13 protein-coding genes and 1 pseudogene are annotated in these 23,599 nt (G+C 40.2%); 8 read left to right on the forward strand and 6 right to left on the reverse strand.

Translation table 11 applies throughout. The features are described 5' to 3' along the window. Positions 1-172: 172 nt before the first annotated feature. Together C825_RS12155 and gldB are read right to left on the reverse strand one after the other, a co-directional pair. Positions 173-490: a nucleotidyltransferase domain-containing protein gene (locus C825_RS12155; RefSeq protein WP_007658361.1), complete on the reverse strand. Its 318-nt coding sequence runs from the start codon at positions 488-490 to the stop codon at positions 173-175. 74 nt (positions 491-564) lie between these two features. Further along, positions 565-1,563: a gliding motility lipoprotein GldB gene (gene gldB / locus C825_RS12160; protein ID WP_010802651.1), complete on the reverse strand. Its 999-nt coding sequence runs from the start codon at positions 1,561-1,563 to the stop codon at positions 565-567. Positions 1,564-1,772: 209 nt separating this feature from the next. On the opposite strand from gldB, the gene C825_RS12165 reads away from it, so the two are divergent. The 5 genes from C825_RS12165 to C825_RS12185 all read left to right on the forward strand — a co-directional run bounded on the left by C825_RS12165 (position 1,773) and on the right by C825_RS12185 (position 11,352). Then, complete coding sequence (locus C825_RS12165) at positions 1,773-3,095, forward strand: MATE family efflux transporter (RefSeq protein ID WP_007658359.1); 1,323 nt, start codon at positions 1,773-1,775, stop codon at positions 3,093-3,095. Positions 3,096-3,752: 657 nt separating this feature from the next. Next, complete coding sequence (locus C825_RS12170; RefSeq protein WP_010802652.1) at positions 3,753-6,953, forward strand: SusC/RagA family TonB-linked outer membrane protein; 3,201 nt, start codon at positions 3,753-3,755, stop codon at positions 6,951-6,953. A 57-nt stretch (positions 6,954-7,010) separates the two neighbouring features. Continuing rightward, positions 7,011-8,948 carry a RagB/SusD family nutrient uptake outer membrane protein gene (locus C825_RS12175; protein ID WP_010802653.1) on the forward strand — a complete coding sequence of 646 codons (1,938 nt, stop codon included), beginning with the start codon at positions 7,011-7,013 and terminating at the stop codon, positions 8,946-8,948. Positions 8,949-8,985: 37 nt separating this feature from the next. Further along, on the forward strand, positions 8,986-10,176 hold the full coding sequence (locus C825_RS12180; RefSeq protein WP_007658356.1) for a DUF5000 domain-containing lipoprotein: 1,191 nt from the start codon (positions 8,986-8,988) through the stop codon (positions 10,174-10,176). An 18-nt stretch (positions 10,177-10,194) separates the two neighbouring features. After that, positions 10,195-11,352 (forward strand): DUF4998 domain-containing protein, encoded by a 1,158-nt coding sequence (locus tag C825_RS12185; protein ID WP_010802654.1) that lies wholly within the window; start codon positions 10,195-10,197, stop codon positions 11,350-11,352. 83 nt (positions 11,353-11,435) lie between these two features. On the opposite strand, the gene C825_RS12190 is transcribed toward C825_RS12185, so the two are convergent. The 4 genes from C825_RS12190 to C825_RS12205 all read right to left on the reverse strand — a co-directional run bounded on the left by C825_RS12190 (position 11,436) and on the right by C825_RS12205 (position 17,020). Further along, positions 11,436-12,560, reverse strand: coding sequence for a DNA polymerase III subunit (locus C825_RS12190; RefSeq protein WP_010802655.1), 1,125 nt, complete (start codon positions 12,558-12,560; stop codon positions 11,436-11,438). 89 nt (positions 12,561-12,649) lie between these two features. After that, positions 12,650-13,690, reverse strand: a complete 1,041-nt coding sequence (locus C825_RS12195) for a DUF4249 domain-containing protein (RefSeq protein ID WP_010802656.1) — start codon at positions 13,688-13,690, stop codon at positions 12,650-12,652. A 5-nt stretch (positions 13,691-13,695) separates the two neighbouring features. Beyond that, positions 13,696-16,374: a TonB-dependent receptor domain-containing protein gene (locus tag C825_RS12200; protein ID WP_010802657.1), complete on the reverse strand. Its 2,679-nt coding sequence runs from the start codon at positions 16,372-16,374 to the stop codon at positions 13,696-13,698. Positions 16,375-16,432: 58 nt separating this feature from the next. Further along, on the reverse strand, positions 16,433-17,020 hold the full coding sequence (locus C825_RS12205) for an RNA polymerase sigma-70 factor (protein ID WP_010802658.1): 588 nt from the start codon (positions 17,018-17,020) through the stop codon (positions 16,433-16,435). Between the two features lie 107 nt (positions 17,021-17,127). Between C825_RS12205 and C825_RS12210 the strand changes: the two genes are divergently transcribed. The 3 genes and pseudogenes from C825_RS12210 (at position 17,128) to C825_RS12220 (ending at position 23,508) form a co-directional block, all read left to right on the forward strand. After that, a complete protein-coding gene (locus tag C825_RS12210) occupies positions 17,128-18,126 on the forward strand; it encodes a FecR family protein (RefSeq protein ID WP_010802659.1) in 999 nt (332 codons plus the stop codon). Between the two features lie 152 nt (positions 18,127-18,278). After that, positions 18,279-21,928, forward strand: a pseudogene (locus C825_RS12215) (TonB-dependent receptor). Between the two features lie 26 nt (positions 21,929-21,954). Further along, complete coding sequence (locus C825_RS12220; protein ID WP_010802661.1) at positions 21,955-23,508, forward strand: RagB/SusD family nutrient uptake outer membrane protein; 1,554 nt, start codon at positions 21,955-21,957, stop codon at positions 23,506-23,508. The last annotated feature ends 91 nt before the right edge of the window (positions 23,509-23,599 follow it).

The following is a 23,599-nucleotide window of genomic DNA, read 5'->3' on the forward strand; positions in this document are numbered from 1 at the left end:
ATTAGATTATCCGTCTTGTCCGCGAGGATAGGGCGGTTTTTTTTTAGGCAGTCTTTATCAGCTTTTCGAGTGACTTCAGAAATTCACGGGTTGGTTCGATATATCGTTCTACATCGTCGGCAGTCAGATCATAAAGATCGTCATAATCGCCGGATTGTCTCATTTCAAACAGTCATAACACAATCCCTTCTTTTTCTACATTTTTATAAAACGGAGTGAAGCTGCGTTTCAGCCAGTCGTTAATCGTATAAAGTTTGGGACTTATCATTTCGTTAATTTTCCAACCTAGTTCGTACAAAGGATAAGAGATACGGTCGAAATCGTCTGGGTCCAATTTGTTTTTGTCGACTAATATAAGGATGTCCCAATCGGAGTCTGAACGGGCATCATTCCTGGCTCGTGAACCGAAAAGAATTACTTTGGCACCGGGAGCCACTTGAAGAAGTGTCTCTTTAATTTTAGCTAATACAAGTTCTTTCGTATTTTTCATCCGGATGTGTATTTAACAGTTCTGTGCAAATATAAGTAATTCGGTTGAATATAGTTGATTCGTCGGTTATATATTTATCCTCCCTTGTATTTCGATGCAGCCAGTATTTCCTGTGCATTATCGTTTTTCATCAATGCTTCGGGAGTTGTATTTGTTTCTTTTATGTACTGTTCAATGATTTGCAGTCCGACCCAGCTGCCGATATTTCCGGGAGCATCGCTTGTCAGGAATTGGGCAGGCATGTCTTCGAAATATTTCATGGTGTTCATCTGGTCCGGTGTATATAAATGTTTCCGTTCGACAATGGCTTTCCATATATTGGCTTCGTTATTTTTGCACCATTCCCAGGCCTCGTCTGTATAACCGAACAAAGCGGCCGGAGTCATCTCCGGTAATGCTGATAAAACCAGGTATTTTATTTTGCCTTCATAGATCATCCGGTCGAGCAATACATTTTCATTGCCGTTAAATGGGTATTCGGACATCAGCCAGCCGGCGATGTAATCGGGAACCACATGTGAAGGTTGCATCTTACGGCGTTGATAGTCATAGAAAAAGTCCTGATACAACGGATAATCTTCTCCCATATATTTGTCGATGGAGAGTGATAACAGACTGTCGCCGACCAATACGTTCTGGTTGAATCCGGAAACGTGCATGTACAAAGCCGGAATTTGCATAGTCGGGAATTTATCCTGTATCCAGGCGAATGCGTTGCCGAGCGATTGCTCTGTCTCTGTGACCGAATCATATTTTTTGATTGCATCCGCATAAAGATTTTTCAGGGTTGGTTCGGAATAAAAGTTTTCCAGTTTATTGAAAAAGCCGGGCATTTCCGGCGATTGCATATTCAGGATACCTTTACCCAGAATCTCTGTCATCAGCGGATATTGATTCAATAGCTGTTGGTTGAGCGTCGTATCGTCGGAGTTTATTAGCTGGAACAATGCTTTGTCGAACCGGTTGATCGGCATCGGAGTGGCTGTCGTGATATTGTTTGCATTTGTATTTTGTCCGTTACAGCTGCAAAAGCCGATGGTCATAAGGAATGTCAGAAGTATTTTGAAGTTCATCGTTTTTGTCTTTATGTTATGTATTGACTGATTTCTCTGTCTTTTTAATACGTTAAAAAATATTACCCGGTATACTATTTTCAAATATCCGGTATAGTAATCCGAATTAGATGGTATAGTAGTGACAAAATGATAAACGGATAATTAACGGTTATATTGTATGGAAAACTTCTTATTACTACCTTTGCATCCCTTTTTGAATATCCATTATGCAATTTACGAATAAACAAATTTGGCAGATTACCTATCCTGTACTCATCAGTTTGCTGATGGAGCATATGATCGGGTTGACCGATACGGCTTATCTGGGCCGGGTAGGAGAGGTTGAGCTGGGAGCTTCGGCACTGGCGGGAGTTTATTATCTGGTTATTTATATGCTGGGATTCGGTTTTAGTGTCGGAGCACAGGTCCTGATTGCCCGGCGCAACGGAGCACAGGATTATACCCGGATCGGACCGGTTTTCATGCAGGGAGCACTTTTCCTGTTATTACTTGCTGCCACCTTATTTACGGTTTCCCATTTCTATTCACCGGTGATTCTTCGGAAGCTGATCGGCTCGGATGAGGTTTACCAGGCGACCATGAGTTATATCGATTGGCGTGTCTACGGGTTCTTCTTCTCGTTCATAGCGGTGATGTTCAGGGCGTTTTATGTCGGTATCACCAAGACTAAGATATTGACGGCCAACTCTGTCGTGATGGTGCTGACGAATGTGGTGCTGAATTATATCCTGATATTCGGTAAGTTCGGTTTCCCGGCTTTAGGGATTGCCGGAGCGGCGATCGCTTCTTCTATTTCTGAGGCGGTGTCGGTGTTGTTCTTTATCATTTATACCTGGAAGAAGATCGATTATAAGAAGTATGGAATGTTTAGTTTTACCGGAATTGATTTCCGGATGTTGAAACAAATATTGAATGTATCGATCTGGATAATGGTGCAACATGGTATCGCGTTTATCGGTTGGTTTATCTTTTTTGTAGTGATGGAGCATCAGGGGGAACGTCCGCTGGCTATCACGAATGTAGTACGGAGTATCTCGTCTTTCCTGTTTATGTTTGTCAATGCGTTTGCTTCCACGTCGAGTTCACTGGTGAGTAACCTGATCGGTTCCGGCAAGTCGGACCAGGTGATGGGATTGTGCGGACGGATGATAAGGCTTTGTTACTTTTTTGTGTTGCCGTTAGGGATATTGATCGCTTTATTTCCGGATTTGGTACTGCGTATTTATACGGATAATCCGGACTTGATACAAAGTTCTGTTCCGTCCCTTTGGGTCATGCTTTCTTCCTATATATTGGCGGTTCCTGCTTTTATTTATTTCTTCAGCGTTTCGGGAACAGGGAACACACAGGTTGCATTATGGATCGATATGGCAAGTATTTTAGTCTATGTATCCTATACGTTCCTGGTCGGTGTCTGGTTACATGCCGATGTAGCGGTTTGCTGGACAACGGAACATGTTTATAATGGGATGCTGTTTATTGCCTTCTTCTATTTGTGGAAAGGTAATTGGAGGAATAAGAAGCTATAGTTCATCCTCTGTAAAAACATATATGTTTTGAAATCAAAAGTCCCTAGTTTTGTAATCAAAAGTAGGGACTTTACATTTTAAAAGATAGGTACTTTTTGGGGAAGTTTGCCGATAGTTTGTAACTTGCTTTAACACACCCCCTTCCCCCTCTCGAGAGGGGAAAAGTTACTCTCCCGTTATAAAAGAAAGGTTCATCTCTTTACAATGTAATCTATTTACAGATATGGCAGGTTTCTCTTTTGCCATATTTTTTCACAATTTCATATTTGTTGTTTAAAGGTATCCTCAGTCCTTGTGGAACTATGTTAATTTAATCCGGATTGTTAATTGTTACAAATATCCGTATTAAATAAAAATCACAAGTTACAAAAATGATATTTAATATAATAAAACTGGCACTATCCCTAAATAAGTTTCGAAAGTCATCTTGAAAACAGATATGTAATCCACGGAATCTTTTTGTGTTAACTATGTGTTAAATTATTAATGTATTGATATACAATGCATGTCTTCTTTTTTGTGTTTCTGATATTAACATAGTTCCACAAGAACTAATAGTCAGTAACATAAATGAAATAGCTTATGAAGACATAAAATGAACCTATTCAATAGTATCAGTAATTAACATATTTAATTGTTAAACTTAATATCAATATAATGAATAAATCTATATGCAGTAATATAAAAGGAAAAGCTGTATCCCTAACTATTCTATGTGTTTTTAGTTATACAATATCTTTTGCGTCGGTTAATGTAGGAGTAGATAGGGGCAAATCAGCTTCAAGTGGGATTATTCCGAATCAGAGTCAGGCAACCTTCAATTTAAAAGGAAAAGTAATTGATGATATGGGAGAGCCTCTTCCCGGTGCAAATATAGTTCTCGTTGGTGGCACAAGAGGTGTTGCCACAGATATCGACGGATCATTTGTGATCAGTGTTTCGGTTGGTGAGAAACTGACTGTCTCTTATCTGGGTATGGAAGATCAGATTGTAACGGTCAAGGATAAGAAGGATCTTGTAATTACGATGAAACCCAAAACGGATGAACTGGAGGAAGTGACTGTCGTTGCTTTTGCCAAACAAAAGAAGGAAAGTGTTATCGGATCTATTACAACCTTGAATCCATCGGAATTAAAAGTTCCTTCCAGCAACCTGACTACGGCAATGGCCGGACGTCTGTCCGGAGTGATTGCCTATCAACGAAGTGGCGAACCGGGAAAAGACAATGCTGAATTTTTTATTCGTGGTGTGACTACTTTCGGTTATAAAAAAGATCCTCTTATTCTTATTGATAACAATGAGGTTACTACCACGGAATTATCCCGCATTCAGCCGGATGATATCGCTTCTTTTTCTATTATGAAGGATGCCACAGCAACAGCCCTTTATGGGTCTCGTGGTGCTAACGGTGTTATTTTGGTAACGACGAAAGAAGGAGCGGAAGGGGCCGCCCAGGTAAGTATCCGGTTGGAAGGTTCTATGTCGCAACCGACAAAAATGGTGGAGCTGGCCGATCCGATAACCTATATGCGTCTTCATAATGAAGCCGTTTTGACACGTAACCCGATGGGGGCACTACCTTATTCGCAACAGAAGATAGATAATACGATTGCCGGTGTGAATCCGTACGTTTATCCGGCTACGGACTGGTATAACGAACTATTCAAGAATAATACATTCAACTACCGTGCCAACTTTAACGTAAGTGGTGGTGGTAAAGTCGCTCGTTATTACATTGCCGGCAGTTATATTTCGGATAAGGGCGTATTGAATGTCGATAAAAAGAGCAGTTTCAATAATAATATCAACTTGAAACGATATATGCTTCGTGCCAATGTAAATATCAATGTTACCAAAACGACAGAAGCTGTCGTTCGTTTGAGCGGTGCATTTGATGACTATACCGGACCGATAGATGGTGGCGATCAGCTGTTCGCAAAAGTAATGCGGACTAACCCTGTTTTGTTCGCCCCTTCTTATCCGGCTGATGAAGCAAATCAGTATACCAAACATATATTATTCGGTAATGCAGACAAGGGACAGTATAATAACCCGTATGCAGATATGTTGAAAGGGTATAAAGATACGCAAACATCTCAGATGGCGGCTCAGTTCGAATTGAAGCAGAATTTGGATTTTATCACAGAAGGATTGTCTCTTCGTGCTATGTTCAATACAAATCGATATGGTTATTTTGATGTATCTCGTCAATATGTACCATTCTTCTATAGAATAGGTTCCTATAATAAGTTGGAGGATACCTATATTTTGGCCCCTCTTAACGAACAGGATGGACGTGAAACATTAGACTTTGTTCCCGGTAATAAAGTAGTTAGTTCTACAACTTATTTTGAAACGGCAGCTAACTGGAATCAAACTTATAATGAAAAGCATGCTGTCGGTGCTATGTTGGTTTTCACACTTCGTCAATCCCTGACTTCCGACGCCAATACATTACAACTTTCATTACCTTCACGTAATGTGAACTTTGCCGGTCGTGCTACTTATGCTTATGATTCGCGTTACTTCCTTGAAGCAAACTTCGGTTATAACGGTTCCGAACGTTTTGCCAGAAAGGAACGTTTTGGTTTCTTCCCTTCAATGGGACTTGGTTGGCTTGTTTCTAGTGAAGCGTTCTGGAATGACGATTTGAAGAAAACGATTAACAAATTGAAACTGAAAGTTACTCACGGGTTATCCGGTAACGATGCGATCGGTAGACCTGAAGATCGTTTTTTCTATATTTCGGAAGTAAATATGAATAGCGATGGAAAGCAATCGTCGTTCGGTACTTATGGAAATTTTGGAGGACGTACGTTGAATGGTGTTTCGATCTCTCGTTACCCGAACGAGGATATAACCTGGGAGACTGCCCGGAAAACAAATCTGGGTGTAGAGTTAGGACTATTTGATAAATTGGAATTGCAGGCGGATTATTTTATGGAATCCCGTTGGAATATTTTAATGTCACGTGCTTCTATTCCTACAACTATGGGGCTTCAGGCCGATGTAATGGCTAATGTGGGAAAAGCTAAAAGTAGTGGTATCGACCTGTCGTTGAACTATAACCATATGATTAATAATGATGCCTGGTTGACGGGGATGGCTAATTTCACTTATGCAACCAGTGAGTTTACTGCTTACGAAGAGCCGGATTACAGTGCAACGCCTTGGAAGTCGAAACTGGGGACTTCCCTGAATCAGAATTTCGGTTATGTGGCTGAACGTTTGTTTGCAGATGAAGAAGATATCCGTAATTCGCCGAGTCAGTTTGGTAATTATATGGCCGGTGATATCAAATATAAAGATATCAATAACGATGGTAAGATTACCGAATTGGATATGGTACCGATGGGTTATCCAACCAGTCCGGAAATTGTTTATGGTTTCGGTCTGTCCGGAGGATACAAACAATGGGATTTATCTTTCTTCTTCCAGGGATTGGCTCGGGAATCATTCTGGATCGACACATCAACGGATAACGGAACTCTACCTTTCCTCAACGGACAGAATGCTTTGTTAAAAGCATATGCAGATGATCACTGGTCTGAAGATAATCGTAACCTGTATGCTTTGTGGCCACGTTTATCTTATGAAGCTGTAGAGAATAATCAGAAACCGTCTACCTGGTTTATGCGCAATGGTTCATTCTTGCGTTTGAAATCATTGGAGTTCGGATATACAGTTCCGACCAATGTACTTAAAAAAGTCTTTGTAAAGAACTTTCGTATCTATTTCAGCGGCACGAACCTGCTTACATTTAGTCCTTTCAAATTGTGGGATCCTGAAATGGGTGGAAATGGTTTAGGATATCCGGTTCAGCGTGTATTCAATTTGGGAGCTCAGATTTCCTTCTAATGAGAGTTGTAACGAGTTTTGTCTTATTTGATTCTATTAATCAATAAATTAGTTTACATGAAAGCATTCTATAAAATATTAATGTTTACAGCATTAATACAGGTATTTACCTCGTGTGACGGTTATCTGGATTTAGTACCGGATAACGTAGCAACGGTTGAGTCAGCTTTTACGAATCGAGCTGCAGCCGAAAAGTTTTTATATACTTGTTATAGTTATCGCCCGCAGTGGGGGGATTTATTTAATGACCCGGCGATTAACGGTGGTGACGAGACATGGCAGTTCTATCCGATAGCATCACATGTATTTCCAACGTTTACATCTTCTTATCTACAACGTGGTTTTCAAAAACTAGATGATCCTTATCTGAATTTTTGGGATGGTCTGCAAGGTGGTAAAGGCTTATTCATTGGTATCCGTGATTGTAATATCTTCTTGGAGAACATAGCTAGTACGGTTGATTTGGAAGAATCTGAACGTATTCGTTGGGTTGCTGAAGTGAAATTCTTAAAGGCATATTATCATTATTATCTGTTGAAATGCTATGGTCCTATACCTATTATAGATGAAAACCTACCAGTTTCTGCTTCACCTGAACAGGTTGCGGTTTATCGTGATAAAGTGGATGATGTGGTGACTTATGTAAATGATCTGATTTTGGAAGCTTTGCCTGATCTGCCGGATTATAAAGACATGGTTATGAGTATTGAAGGCGGTCGTGTTGATAAACAGATAGCTTTGGCTGTTCGTGCAGAGATGTTGGTAATGGCTGCCAGCCCTTTGTTCAATGGTAATACAGAAATGGCAGGACTGATAGATAATCGCGGGACAGTCTTGTTTAATCAAACGTATGATCCTGAAAAATGGAAAATTGCTGCAGATGCTTGTAAAGAAGCGATAGAAGCTTGTCATGGCGCCGGAAAGAAACTGTATACGGAAATTGAACCGATCACAGTGACTCAGCATCCTGTGTTCCAATTGCAGACTATGTTGCGTCAGGTTGTTTGCGAACGTTGGAACTGTGAGTTGATATGGGGAGGTACAAATAGTCAATGCAGGGATCGTTCCTATCATTCGACCCCTCGTGTTGTACGTATCGATGCAGGAATAATCAATACAATCAGTGCTCAATGGGCTCCGACAATTAAAACAGTGGAACGTTTTTATACATCCAATGGTGTCCCTATGAATGAAGATAAACAGTGGAGCAAAGAGGGATGGTATGATAAACGCTATGAATTACGTTCGGAACCTTCCTCCGGAGATGAGAAATATTTTGTAAAGGAAGGACAACGTACTTGTTATATGCACTATAACCGTGAACCTCGTTTTTATGCCAGCATAGGTTTCGACCAGGGAATCTACTACGGAAACGGGAAAAACGACTTCGAGTCATGTAACTATACCAACTTTTTAAATTTGGGGTGGTCCGGTTATCAAGGGGGTAGTTCTTATTCCATAACCGGTTATGCTCCGAAGAAAATGGCTAGTTATAAAAACGGTGTTACTAACAGTACTATTGCAGAACCGGAATATTATCCTTTTCCTGTTATCCGTTTGGCTGATCTTTATTTGCTTTATGCGGAAGCATTGAATGAATATTCCGGTCCTTCGGCAGAAGTGTATGAATATATAGACCGGATTCGTGAACGTGCCGGATTGGAGGGGGTAATAGATTCATGGAGTAAATATTCTACCGATCCGTCTAAACCGACGACAAAAGAAGGTTTGCGTAATATTATCCATGATGAAAGAACGGTTGAGTTTGCTTTTGAATCCAAACGTTATTGGGATATTCGTCGTTGGAAGCAGATCGATACTTATAATATACAGCCTCAGGGGTGGAATATCATGGGTGAGACACCTGAAGACTTTTATAAGTTGCAGAATGTGGCTGAAGTTCCTGTAAAAGTTACGGTGAAAGATTATTTTATGCCTATCCGGGAGACGAATATTATTACTAATAAAAATCTTGTACAAAATTACGGTTGGTAATAAATTCATTATCTAATACATTATAATAATGATGAATATGAAAAATAAGATTATACTGTCTGTCATGACGCTAGGTTTGATCACTTGGTCATGCAGCGAATCTCCAATAGGACAGCAACCTATAGATTCCATTGCTCCGGGGGCTGTCTCGAATGTGAATGTAAAAAATATTCCCGGAGGGGCTATTCTTAGTTATACTTTACCGGATGATGAAGATTTGCTTTATGTTAAAGCCGTTTATAACTTAAAGGAAGGGTTGGCTGAAGCTAAAAGTTCTCTTTATACGGATACGATCAAGGTGGTGGGTTTTGGCGATATGGAACCGCGTGAGGTTTCGCTTATAGCAGTGGATCGGAGTCGTAATGAATCTGCTCCTGTGAAAGTAACGGTGAATCCTGAAGAACCTCCCGTGTTGACGATCGGTAAGACACTTGATTTGGTACAAGATTTTGGGGGGGTACAAGGACTGTGGACAAATAACAACCGGGATGAGGTGACAGTTCATATTGTACGTAAAGATGAATATGGAGATTATCAACCCTTGGAAACATTTTATACGACTGTTATAGAGGGGAGTGGAGCTGCCCGTGGTTTGGATACTATTCCAATGGATTTCGGAATCTACGTGAAGGATCGTTGGGGAAATATCAGTCCGACTCTTTATAAAGAGTTGACACCTATGTTTGAAACCTCATTCGATAAGACTAAATGGTCCGATGCTAAATTACCGAACGATATTGGTGAAGGAGCTGGTTGGGGGATGTCTCGTATATGGGATGGCATTTATGGTCCAGGTGATAATGGGTTTAGTTCGCCGGGTGGAACCGGGGTTTGGCCTCAATCGATTACTATTGATTTAGGAGCGGTAGGTAAGATCAGTCGTTTATTACTCTATCAACGTGGAGATGCTTATATTTTTTCTGAAGGAAACCTGAAACAGTTTGAAGTTTATGGTGCTACAGATCTGGATCCTACAGGTAATTGGGATAGTTGGACATTGTTGGGTACTTTCGAATCTGTAAAACCTTCAGGGCTTCCTTTAGGTCAGCATTCTTCGGAAGATGATGACGTTGCTCTTGTGTCCGGCGAGAATTTTATTATGCCGTTGGATGTTCCACCTGTTCGATGGATTCGTATAAAAGTGCTTAGAACTTGGGCAGGCGGTGATAATTTCCAGATAGGAGAACTGTTTGTGTTTGGTGACAACAGATCTGAATTATATCAATAATTATAAAAAGAACAGTTTATGAAATTCAATAAAGTATGTTTTGCATTACTGATGCTATTGGCAATCGCCAGCCAGTCATGTACGGATATGAATGATCTTACTGACAAGTATCTTGACGAAGGAGAGATCGTTTATGCCGCAAAAGTGGATAGTGTAGGTGTTCGGGCAGGCGAGAACCGGATTCAATTAGACATTTATGTAAAAGCTCAACGTGTAGAGAATTTACGCGTTTATTGGAATAATTATGAAGACTCTGTCGATGTCGAGATCGGTGGAAAGACTGGTGTTTTTCCTGTTATACTCGATGATATGCCGGAAAGCGGATATCTGTTCCAATTAGTTAGCTTTGATAAATTCGGTAATCGTTCGTTAGAGTTTGAAGCTACCGGATCTTCTTATGGAGAGAACTATAAGAACGGACTTTCTAACAGAAGTTATACAACTGAATTTACCCGTTATGATATGGAAGGCGATTCGATGGTGATTTATTGGGGAGGAACAGTCAGAGGGGCTATCGGTATGGATTTGCAATATACCGATATTTCTGATAAAACGGTCCATATGGAAGTTCCGGCTGATGCTTCTACTACTACCTTATATAAATTAAAAGGAAATGTGAGTTATAATTTACGTTTCCTGCCGGAAGAGAATGCCATAGATACTTTCACGACTGTTTCTAAAAGTATACCGATTTATTATGAAAGCCCGATAGACAAATCCAGCTGGAAGATTGTCGCTTTTAGTTCGGCTTCGGCTTCTCCTGAATGGCCGGCAACGAATGCTATCGATGGAGATATTAATACTCCGTGGCATACGGAGCATAATCCAACGGCTCCTTTCCCTCATTATTTTATAGTGGATATGGGAGAAGTGATTGATATATCGAGTTTTGAAGTATATCGTCGTATGGACGACTCCGGTGGTGCCCAACCGACGCATCAGATATTCTATGCCGAATCGTTGGCTGATCCGACAGACAGTAATGATATGGGATGGAAGGACTATGGCGTTTACTCTTTAGATAATGTAGTCGATATCCCTCAGTTTTCAAGGGCGGCTAATGTTGTTAAAGCACGCTATTTCATGTATTATGTAGGATCAAACTCCCGCTCATCATATGCTTATATCGGTGAGATCGGTGCTTATTCTCCGGCTGGTGATGGCTTGATTCATTAGGCTTTATTTATTATTCGGCAGTCAACAGTAACTGATTCACGGTTAGTTACTGTTGACGCTGGATTTTTTAGAATAATTTTTGCTTACCGTTTTATCAGAACCGTCAGGCGTAACGAAAGATCGAAAAAGACCATTTTGGCATTTACATTCTGGGTAATATGCCGTTCTGCTTTTGCCAGCTCTTCCATGATATCGAATACATTCCGTTCGTTAACGAAAGGGGCGAATTTTACGGCAAAACCGGATTCGTCCATATTCATATAATTCAGGTCCGGTGACTGGAAACGGTACATAAAGTTTTCACGGATCAGATGCTGGCAGTATTGCAGGAAGTTCTTTTGGCGTTCGCGTCCGATGCCGGCAAGAACATCGGCCATCGCTTTCATCCCTTTGACGTTACGTGCCCAGGAGTTACGCATCATCGCCTTGAACTGCTCCAGATAGAAACTGTTTTCTTCACTCAGGCTGATCGCTTCTATGGCTTTCAGATAACTCCCGTTTGCCAGGTGAGCTACATGTTTTGCATCGTCCGGCGCCAGTCCGAATCGTGTTATCATAGCAGCTGTTATAGTCTCCGGGTGGATGGAACGGACATTGATTCGCTGTGCACGTGACAGGATCGTTCCTAAGATCTGGTCCGGTATTTCCGATACCATCAGGATGACGGTATTCAAAGGAGGTTCTTCTATCACTTTCAGAAGTTTATTCGCACAGGTCGGATGGAGCTTTTCGGGCAGCCAGACCAACAGGATACGATAAGACGCCTCGTATATTTTCAAATTCAGTTTACGGATGATTTCGTCACTTTCCTTCGAATAGATGATGGCCTGCGAATTGCCGGCATCGATGTAATCCAGCCATCCGTCGATATTGAAATAAGGACGTTCTTTCAGGAAACCGCGCCATTCGGTCAAATAATCGTCGCATACTTCTTTTTTCTTTTCCTTTTTGGCAACGATAGGGAATACAAAATGCAGGTCTGGGTGCGCCAGTTCGTTAAATTTCAGGCAGGACGGACATCTCCCGCAGGCATCAGTCTCGGTCCGGTGCGTACAGTTCAGATAACGGCCATAAGCCAGTGCCAGAGGAAATGCTCCCGCACCTCCCTGTTCCGTGAATAGCTGGGCATGAGGCACAACACCTGTTTGTGCTGAATGGATAAGTTGTTTTTTTATTTCTTCCTGACCGATTATATCTTTGAAGTACATGAATGTTCCTTTTGTATTATCAGAACAAAGGTACAAATAATCGGAAGAAATAAGAAATACTGGCTTCCGTATATATCCGGAGATGGCTTTTATTTGTCTTCTTTCTTTGGAATATAATCTCCCAGATTGATCTTTATGTTAGTACGCTGGCAGGCTCCTAAGATGCCGGTGCCGTTATTTACATTGGTATAAACACGAAGCGGTTCGGCCAATCCTATGTTAGACAGGCTGCCGGATAAAGTGCTGGCACTGATTTTTTCCAATGATAACAAATATTGATAATAAGATTCGGAGAGAGCATACAAGTTAATGCTTCTTTCTTTCAAATCCTGAACACTATAATGTGCCTGTATCAGCTCTTTTACCTGGATGGTATATTCTTTTCCATCAATAAGTTCGTCGGTAAATACACGACCGCCCCGTCCGTCTACGCCGTCATAGCCTAACGTCCCGTCGATAGTGGAATTTACACTGTTGAATATGGGGTCGATATATTGAATGTCTCCTTCCACCCATAACTGGTAGTAATTCGCTTTACCCGGTGTGTCCCTGAAGGTTATGTAATACTGAAAGGCATAATATTCATTATTATAAGTTATATTACCAGGGGTATTATTTTGTATGCTGTAAGGATCTCCGGTTTCTTTCCGGCAACTGACCTCTATCTTTTCGATCGGAACCCGTTGAGGAACGACGTCTTCTGCCCATGCAGATCCGTACTCGGGTGTGGTAGCCACTAGTTTGACTTTATCACCGGCCTGCGGAATGACCGTCGATATGAAAAAGGTATCCGGTGCTTGATGCTCTTCGACACTATCCAAAGCCTGCCATTTCATATCTTCTTTGTAAGTTCCGTTTATGTAAAGTTCAACCTTTGCATTTCTTAATTTTATACTTGAAATTTCTGTTTGCCCGTTCCAGCCATTGTATTCAGGTTCGAGATTGTCCAGATCTGAGAAAAAATAGGTGCGGGTAATGCTCGCCCGGATAACGGTTTCGGGGGATATAGGGCAGTTAATGACGATTTTAGGGGTAGTACGATATTTCTCCACGTCAATTTCGCGGTAACAGGAAGTCAGGATAGATATGAAACCTGACAGGACAGATAACAGAAGTATTTTTGTTTTCATCTTATTCAGAATTTATAGGTGTATGAAACCGATGGTATGATAGGCAGAATACTCATCGTTTCGAAATAACAATCATAATTATACCAGAAACGCTTTTTTAAGGTAATCGCATTCATATGGCAATATACATTATATATACTGACATTCCAGATACCCATGCATCCGTTCTTTTTAGGACGATAAATATTGATACCCAGATCAAGCCGGTGATAAGCCGGCAGGCGGAAATTATTGCGTTCGGTGAAATATTCAAGTCCTCCCGGTGTATTCATAAACGGAGGAATAGGAGCTACGTCGGATGGAAAATGTGCCTGTCCGAGGTCTTCGTAATTTTCGAAAGAAGCGGTAAGGCGGTTTCCTGTCATAAATGTCCAGCTGCCGGTTAATTCTACTTTGTCGCTTAGTTTCCAGTTTGCTACGACATTCAGTTTGTGACGGTTGTCGAATTTGGCAGGGTAACGTTTACCGTCATTTATTTCAGCAAACTGGCGGTCTGCCCACATCAGTCCGTATCCTAACCATCCTGTGACACGTCCGGTTTCTTTCCGGGCAATCAGCTCTACCCCGTACGACCATCCTTTGCCCTGGGCCAGTTTATCTTCCCAGCCGATGAATGACGGGAGGAAATTATATCCGTCTTTATAGTCGAGGATATGATTCATCCATTTATAATAACCTTCTACTGAGAAAGAATAGTCGTTGTGCAGATTGTAATAGGCGCCGGCCGATACTTGGTCGCTGACCAACGGGCGGAGTTTCTTACTAACCGGCATCCAGGTATCTGTCGGCAGACTCATATAACTTTCGTTTATCTGGTGAATGTACTGGCTCATCCGGGCATAGGATGCTTTCAGGCTTAGATGGGGATTGATCAGGAAGCGGGAAGATATGCGGGGTTCCAGCGAAGTATACGTTTTTTGACGGACATTGTAAAGACTGAAACGTATCCCGGCATTCAGGCGGATAAAATGATTGACTGTCCAGTCATCTTCTGCATAAACAGCCAGTTCATTTGCTGATAAAGTCTCTTTCACATCTTTGACTTCCAGTTTCTCATAATCGCCGGTCACTTCATTTTGGGTATATTCCGGGCGGAAATGATGATAGATGTAATTGCTACCGAAACGGACATGATGGGCAGGAGCGGGCAAATAGTCGAAATTCATTCGGAAACCCAGGTCGTTGATACCATTTTCAGTCGATGTATTTCTTTTACTTTTTTTATACTCCTCATCGTCTTTTTTACCTGTCTGGTTTTCCTCTATTCTTCTTATGGAGGAATTATAACGTGTGTAATAAGCCGAAATATTACTGAACATTTTATGATTCATCACATAAGACCATCCGGCGGAGGCAACGGTATTTCCCCAGCGTAATTTCCCGATATCTTTCGATTCGTAGTAGAGATTATCATCACTCGTTTTATAATCGGTACTTCCTCCTTTTAGAAAATCTTGTCCGAAATAAAGGTTGACATATCCTTGGCTGCGGTCATTGAAGTGATGGTTTACCTTCATGTTGATGTCGGTGAACGCATATCTTCCCGTTCGTTTTTTTCCATCCTTTTTCTCTATTCTGTTCCAGATGGCAAGTGCCGGAGCTGTCAGCACATCGAACCAGGAGCGGCGCAGGGATGCATTGAATGATGTTTTATCTTTGACGAGCGGACCTTCAAAATTAATGTTTCCGGAAGTGAGGCCCAGCATGGCGCTGCCATGATATTCTTTCATATTTCCATCTTTGGTATGTACGTCGACTACGCTTGAAAGTCTTCCTCCGTAACGGGCGGGAAAAGCCGATTTGTAAAAATCGACATCTTTCAGAGCCTCGGCATTAAAAGCGGAAAAGAGTCCTCCCAGGTGGTTTACCTGGTAAAGGGGAATGCCGTCTATCATATAGAGGTTCTCATCGCCATTGCCACCCCGGACGTACATACCAGCCAAACCTTCCGTTCCTGCCGAAACACCCGGCTGTGTCTGCAAAGTCTTGATCACGTCCGATTCTCCGAGAAGGGTTGGGATTGATTTTACTGTTTTCTGTGAAATCTTCAATGTCCCCATCTGGGGAGTGTATACCGGATTTTGTGAAGCATTTGTTCCGGTAACGACTATTTCCTGAAGTTCTTTACCGCTTTTGAGCAGTATTTCCATGACCGTATCTTTTTTCAGATCATTCAAATGATATGCGAAGCGCTGGTAACCAATATAAGATGTTTCCAGCTGGATATCACCTTGTTGTACGGTCAGACTGAAAAAACCATGGTTATTGGTTGCTGTCCCTTCCTGGGTTTTGGGATTGTAGACGGAAGCACCGATAAGGTATTCGGTTGTATATTGATCGCGGATAAAGCCGCTGATCGTAACGAGATTGCTTTTTCTTCGTAAGATAATAAATTTTCCTTTTATAATATAGGTGACGGAGAGATCCCTGAAAAGCATATCAAGACAGGTACGCAACGGAACTTGATTTACCTGCAATGTTACTTTCGGAATATCTTTGATAACCGAAGATTCGTAAGAAAAGGACATCTCCGATTGCTTTTCGATTATCACAAGAACATCAGGTAGAGGGAGATTGCTGATATTCAATGTGATAGTAGGTGCTTTATCGGCCTCGGCAGCATTTGCCGGATACAGTATACCGAGTGACAACAGCAAGATAAACAATTGGATAAATAATTTCATTCTATTTCATCATAAATGATTAATGTGTCAAGATAAAGAATAATATATATTTTTTCTGTTAAACCAGATGAATAAAATACAGGAGGGGCAGATAATCTTTTAATTCTTTGCGTAAAATCTTTAAAGCCTGCTGTATCCGATAATCTATGGTTTTGCTCGAGACTCCTGCCTGTTCAGCTATATCCTTGTAGCTCATGTGCTGGAACCTGTGCATGACAAATGCCTGGCGGTAGCTGTCCGGTAATTTATTTATAGCTTTTTTGAGCAGTTCCCTTAGTTCTGTAATCTGGTAATAATCGGTATCCTGTAACATTTCCTGCATCTGCTCGAAGAAGACGGTGTCGGCTTTACTTTTTGCTTGTAGACTGGCTATTTTGTTAATTGCTCTATTATATATTATTTTAAACAGATATTGGCTGAGTGATTTTTCGATAACCAGCTCTTTGCGGGATTCCCATAACCAGAACAGAACATCCTGGACAATCTCCTCAGAATCTTCTAATGAAATAAACTTGTGGCAATATGCGCACAACATCGGGTAATATTTCCGAAACAAGAAGGTATATGCTTTTCTGTCTGACTGACGTAATGCTGACAAAAGAAAATTCTCATTCTGGTATTGTTCGTTATGTATACTCCCTTTCATATGTTTTCTTATCTAAGAGCAAATATCATAATTTTTTTTGAAAAAAGTCGATTTCTGTTTAGGAACTCATCCGATCCCACCTGTCATAATAATAAAAGGTGATTTTAATGAGCGAAAAGAATATAGATATTGTAGAGGAACTTCTTCCCCGTTATTGTGAAGGCAATGTGTCTGCGGAGGAAAGGGAGAAAGTTGAAAAATGGATCCGTCAATCTGAAGAGCATTATAAAATAGCCCGGCAGATACAACTGATCTATTTGGCATCGGATACTATCTCTGTCATGGATCGGGTAAATACGGACAATGCTTTATCCAAAGTAGACAACCGTATTTTCAGAAGCCAACTAAAGGCGTTGTTTATATGGGGGCAGCGGGTGGCTGCCATATTATTCATCCCGTTGCTGGTTGCTTATCTGTTGCAAGTACTTATTCCTGAAAAACAGGATATCCGTATGTTGGAAGTCCGGACAAATCCGGGTATGACGACCAGCCTGACATTACCGGATGGTACAAAGGTTAATTTGAATTCCGAGTCTTCACTGGTATATCCGGAGAGTTTCGAAGGGGAATTCCGTTCGGTCCGCTTGGAAGGTGAAGCTTTCTTTGAGGTCGTAAAGAATCCGGAAAAGCGGTTTGTTGTAACCACTCCTTACAATGCCAGCGTGGAAGTGTTGGGTACTTCTTTTAATATGGAAGCATTTAAATGGGATTCTATTGTCTCGACTACATTGATAAGCGGGAAAGTCACATTCATTTCCAAGTCCGGACAGGTGGATATAAAGCCGGGTGAAAAATTGGTTTATAATATCCAGACGAATCGGTCGGATATATATCAGACAAGCGGGGAAGCTGAGATATCCTGGAAGGATGGAATGATTATTTTCAAGAAGACTCCTTTTGAAGAAGCATTGCGTATGTTGACAAAGAGGTTTAATGTGGATTTTGTAGTGTCAAATAATAAATATGTAAAAGAAACTTTTACCGGATCGTTTACTGATCATCGACTAGAACAGATATTGAAAATATTTAACGCTTCTTCCGGAATAAAATGGCGTCATATTCCGACAGAAGACGGGGATAGTAAAAATAGAGTAGAAATTTATTAAAACAAAAGCGTATGGCAAATGGACCTCCTGAAACGAAAACATTCGGATAAATATTGGCGCATTTATCCGAATGAAATGAGTTAACTGAAAGAAACCTGTTTGGCGACAGGTTCGTATCAAATCATTTTTTCCTTAAAAAAGTACACAAAGTTATGCAAAAATTATCTATTACCCAATTTCTATGGGTGACAAAGTCACTTGGGTTAACCTTAAAAAAGATTCCATTAGTTATGAAACTGTTTTTTGTCTTTATGTTAAGTTCAATTAGCTTTTTACATGCCTCTGATAGTTATGCACAAACTGCTCGGATTAGTTTGGATATTAAAAATCAAACAGTACAGGAAGTGTTGGAGCAGATAGAGGCCGAGAGTGATTTTTCTTTCTTTTATAATGATCGTCATGTTGATTTGAATCGTAAAGTGTCGGTGTCTGTTAATGATACTGATATATTCAAAATACTGGAAGCGGTTTTTTCGGGGACCAATGTCGGCTATTCAGTTGTTGAAAATCGAATTGTATTGTCTATAAAATCTTCAAATCCTGTTATTGCACAAAAGGAGAAAAAAATTACGGGGACGGTAGTCGATGTTACTGGTATACCTGTTGTTGGAGCCAATGTAATGGTAAAAGGTACAACAAATGGGACTGTTACCGATATAGATGGAAAATTTTCATTGAGTGCAGAAAAAGGAGATATATTGGAAGTTTCTTATATAGGTTATCTCCCCTGTGAACGGAAAATAGGTAATGAAAGTACATTGGCTATTATATTGAAAGAAGACATGAAAGTGTTGGATGAGATAGTGGTTACCGGTTATGGAGGTACTGTATCCAGATCGAAATTAACCAACTCTATCACGACAGTAAAGGAAGAGACTTTCGATATCGGTTTATATGCTAATCCGGCTCAGGCTTTATCCGGGGCGGTTGCTGGATTAAGAGTAATTCAAAATTCAGGTGATCCTGGTGCTGCACCGGTTGTTGTCCTTAGAGGAGGAACAAACCTGGATGGAACAGGCAATCCTATGATTTATGTTGACGGACAGTTAAGAAGTAATATGACAGATATCAATCCGGCAGATATCGAATCGATGGAAGTTTTAAAAGATGCTGGGGCTACAGCTCTTTATGGTGCACGTGCCAACAATGGTATTATTTTAATTACTACAAAGTCGGGTAAGAGTGGACGGACAGAGATAACGGTGAATGCTAAAGTAAGTTTGAGTTATTTGAATAATCCGTATGAGTTTATGAATGGCGGAGATTATCTACATTGGATGAGAACGGCTGTTAAGAATGCCTCTCAGGTTTGGCAAAATAAGGCGGGTGTTTGGCAAGGATATACAAATATGTCTTCTCTTACTGCTAATGGTGCTTACGGAACTGGAAATCTTTATTGGGATCCGGCTAATCCGGGTAAGCCTTTGGATGGAAATTTAGATATCAGGGCGATGTGGAGTCCGATGATATTGAGTGATGATAATCGCTTTTTATTAGAGCAAGGCTGGAAAACGATGACCGATCCGATTTATGGTGATCAAATCATTTATAAGGAATTTGATCATACAGCTGCAGCTTTTCAAAATCCAGCAGTTACTCAAGATTATAATATTTCTCTTTCCGGAGGAAATGATAAAGGACATTATTATGCTAGTTTAGGTTATTATGATGCAGAAAGTTTGCCAGTAGATAATTATTATAAACGTATGACGATTGTAATTAATGCAGATTATAAGATTAAACCTTGGTTGACTTCCTATTCTAATTTCAGCTTTTCTCATAGAAATAATCAGAATTTACCAAGCTGGTCAAATGTTTCGGCCTATTTTGGATCAGCATTGAGTGCACCTCCCACCTTAAGAGGTGTCAATGCCGATGGAGAGTGGGTCGGTGGTACTGCCAATGTTCAACAGAATCGTGGTAGATATAAGAGTGATCTAAATATGGATAAACTTATTTTTGGACAAACGTTTAAATTTGATATAATGAAGGGTTTGTCTTTAAAAATTAATGGTTATTGGCAATATGAAAAGCGAATGGATGAAACTTTCACAAAAGATTATCAAACAACGGCGAATACTTGGGTTAGAACTCGTGCTTCCAAGGCTGAATACGATGAGTTAAGGCGTCAGACGTATAATGCAGTAGCCAATTACGATATATCTTTCCGACAACATTCACTTAGTGTACTTGCAGGTGCGGAATTTTTTGAACAACGGGTTAAAGGTTTTTCAGCCAGTGGTTCTGGCGCTCCGACTGATGATTTTGCTGATTTGGCTTTAACATTGACTAGTGCGAACAAGAGAAGTATTGACTCTTGGCATTCTTGCCAAAGGATTTTATCATTCATGGGAAGGTTGAATTATGATTATCAAGATAAATATTTGTTTTCTGCAACTTTAAGGCGTGACGGGTATTCTACTCTGATCAACAATCGCTGGGGTGTCTTTCCAGGGGTTTCTGTCGGTTGGATTTTCGGAAGAGAACAGTTTATGGCCGACTTGTCAGATATTGTTTCTTTTGCAAAACTCAGAGCTAGTTATGGTGTAAATGGAAATGTGTCGGGGTCGGTGAATATGAATTGCAAGGGGCATATAGTAACATCAAATATAACGGTGAAATAGCTTACAGATTATCCACTTTATCAAACCCGTCTCTTCGTTGGGAACGCTCTAATACGTTTGAAGCTGGATTGGATTTTAGTTTGTTTCAAAACAGAGTTAATGTCAATACAACCTGGTATAACCGGAAAACAGTCGACAAATTTGCTTCTATACCACTTCCGGCTAGTTCAGGAGTAAGTAGCATACGATCAAACAATGGTTCAATGCAGAATAGAGGAGTAGAACTTGAATTGAATTTCAGGATACTTCAACAGTCGGATTGGAAATGGGATCTTAGTGCAAATATGGGATTCAACAAAAACAAAATTCTCAAATTACCGGATAACGGACTGGAATTGAACCGTCAAAATGCGATACAAGTATATTCGGGAAATGGTGATGAGCTTATTTGGGTTGGTGGATATCAGGAAGGACAACGTCCAGGGGATATTTATGCTTATAAGATGGAAGGCATTTTCAAAAGTGAAGAAGAGGTTAGACGTATTGCCGGATCACGTGTTGATAAATCTGTTAATACGTATGGTTCTGGTAAACCACTGTATGGACCGGAAATATGGGATACATTGACTGATGCTGAAAAAGCGAATGCTCATCCGATCCAGGCAGGGGATGTAATCTGGAAAGATGTGAATAATGACGGAGTTATTGATGTATATGATAAGGTTTATATAGGAAATAATACGCCTAAAGTAACCGGAGGAATAAGTAATAACCTGTCATGGAAAGGTATTACACTTTCTGTACGAATGGACTATGCTTTGGGGCACTATCAACATGATACGCAATTACCTTGGTTTATGGGTTGCCAACAAGGTTCTTTTAACCTGTTAACTACGTCGAAGGATACTTGGACGCCTGAAAATCCTAATGCAAAATATCCGAAATATTATTGGGCTGACCAAAATGGGAAGAGAAACTATGCTCGTACCAGTAATAGTATGTTTGTTTATAATGCAAGTTATCTTTGTTTCCGTGAATTATCATTAAGCTATGCTTGCGATAGTGAATGGATCCAGAAAATCGGTGCTTCCAAATTGAGTTTTTCAATAACTGGACAGAATCTGGGATACCTGACGAAGACAAAATCATATACACCTGAACAAAATCAAGCAGCTGATGTAGGTGCCGGATACTCATTACCCAGAACAGTTATATTTGGAGCATCAGTCACATTTTAATGTATAACCTCAATAAATAATTAGATATGAAACGTATATTAGTTATTATAAGTTTGTGTTCGCTGTTTTTTTCAGCATGCGATAGCTTGGATTTGTCACCAGAAGATTATTTTGCTACTGGTAATTATTGGAGTAGTACTTCTTTGGTTAATAGTAACATGTTGGCTCTTCATTATGACTTGCGCAGCACACACGAAGTCAGATACTTTTTTGGTGAAGCTAGAGGGGGAACCTCTTTATTAAATACGACAATTATTAATACTTCAATAGAAAACACTTCACCGATAAAAGATAATACCTTCACAAAAGATGCTACGGGTGTATCAGATTGGTATAATTTATATCCCCATATTATGCGAGTGAATCATTTTATTTCGGAAGTAGAAAAAGGATGTACATTCCTTTCTGCTAGTGATCGAGGATATTATTTGGGGCAAGCATATGGACTTCGTGCTTACCATTATTTTATGCTTTATCGTGCTTATGGTGGGGTACCTGTGATAGATCAGGCAAAAGTAGTTGAAGGTGTTACTTCTGCTGAGGATTTGTATGTTGCAAGATCAACACCGAAAGAAACCCTGGATTTTATTAAATCCGATATTGCTAAATCGGAAGAATATTTCGGATCTGATTTCACTTTTAAAGGAACTTCTATTTGGTCAAAGTCCGCAACATTGATGCTCAAAGCTGAAACTTATCTTTGGTCGGCAAAGGTTCCGGATAGGGATCAACAACCAGAAACAAACGACTTGCAGATAGCAAAGGATGCTTTGCTTCAGCTTGTTGACAAATTTACTTTATTACCTAATTTTAGTGATGTGTTTGAATATTCCAATAAAGAAAATAAGGAAATTATTATGGCTATGCGTTTTTTGGATGGCGAAGCAGCGAACTCTGCAGCTAAATTTGCCTATCCTCCTACCTTTATAAACCGGGTGTATGGTTCGAATGGAGTTTTGATGGGAGATACATTACAAATGTTAAACAAAGGTCTTTATTTTCATGCTTTTAAATATGAACTTTTTGAAAGTTATGATGCGGAGGATTTACGCCGAAATGCTACATTCATAGATTTTTATTTGAAAGATAAAGATGGAAATGTCACCAATAAAGGTGTGGCGCTTCGTAAGGGTGTAGGAATTGTCAATTCGTCGGGGAATCGTGTTTTTGTATCGGATGTTGTGATTTATCGTTATGCCGAAGTATTATTAATGTTAGCTGAAATAGAAAATAAACTGGGTAATGATCCTTCTCCTTATATTAATCAGATTCGTCAACGTGCTTATAGTGTAAATTATGATCCAGCTGTACATGCTCATGTAAACGGAAGTTTTGAAGAAAATGAACTGGCTATATTATTCGAACGGGATAAAGAGTTTGTTTATGAAGGAAAAAGATGGCATGATATTCGTCGTATGCAGGATGCATCAGGTAGAGCATTAGTCTTTTCGCCAATAGTTCATTATGGTTCGGAACAGCCTATCCTGGATTATAATAAAGAGAGTTATAAAGTATTGTGGCCGATCAATGTCGGATTAATAACAGGCGATCCACTGGTAGAACAAACCCCTGGTTATTAACTGAATAAAAAATTATAAAGAACTTAATGGTGGTACATCATAACTGGTTGATGTACCATTAATTTGATCTGTTTACTGAAATAGTTTAATA

The sequence above is a fragment of the Parabacteroides sp. ASF519 genome (assembly GCF_000364265.2).
GTDB lineage: Bacteria > Bacteroidota > Bacteroidia > Bacteroidales > Tannerellaceae > Parabacteroides > Parabacteroides goldsteinii.

Excerpts from the sequence above, each read along its gene's own strand:
- C825_RS12170 (WP_010802652.1), top strand. The coding sequence starts at position 3,753 with ATGAATAAATCTATATGCAGTAATATAAAAGGAAAAGCTGTATCCCTA.
- C825_RS12205 (WP_010802658.1), bottom strand. The coding sequence starts at position 17,020 with ATGAAAGGGAGTATACATAACGAACAATACCAGAATGAGAATTTTCTT.
- C825_RS12155 (WP_007658361.1), bottom strand. The coding sequence starts at position 490 with ATGAAAAATACGAAAGAACTTGTATTAGCTAAAATTAAAGAGACACTT.
- C825_RS12190 (WP_010802655.1), bottom strand. The coding sequence starts at position 12,560 with ATGTACTTCAAAGATATAATCGGTCAGGAAGAAATAAAAAAACAACTT.
- C825_RS12210 (WP_010802659.1), top strand. The coding sequence starts at position 17,128 with ATGAGCGAAAAGAATATAGATATTGTAGAGGAACTTCTTCCCCGTTAT.
- gldB (WP_010802651.1), bottom strand. The coding sequence starts at position 1,563 with ATGAACTTCAAAATACTTCTGACATTCCTTATGACCATCGGCTTTTGC.
- C825_RS12175 (WP_010802653.1), top strand. The coding sequence starts at position 7,011 with ATGAAAGCATTCTATAAAATATTAATGTTTACAGCATTAATACAGGTA.
- C825_RS12185 (WP_010802654.1), top strand. The coding sequence starts at position 10,195 with ATGAAATTCAATAAAGTATGTTTTGCATTACTGATGCTATTGGCAATC.
- C825_RS12195 (WP_010802656.1), bottom strand. The coding sequence starts at position 13,690 with ATGAAAACAAAAATACTTCTGTTATCTGTCCTGTCAGGTTTCATATCT.
- C825_RS12165 (WP_007658359.1), top strand. The coding sequence starts at position 1,773 with ATGCAATTTACGAATAAACAAATTTGGCAGATTACCTATCCTGTACTC.
- C825_RS12180 (WP_007658356.1), top strand. The coding sequence starts at position 8,986 with ATGAAAAATAAGATTATACTGTCTGTCATGACGCTAGGTTTGATCACT.
- C825_RS12220 (WP_010802661.1), top strand. The coding sequence starts at position 21,955 with ATGAAACGTATATTAGTTATTATAAGTTTGTGTTCGCTGTTTTTTTCA.
- C825_RS12200 (WP_010802657.1), bottom strand. The coding sequence starts at position 16,374 with ATGAAATTATTTATCCAATTGTTTATCTTGCTGTTGTCACTCGGTATA.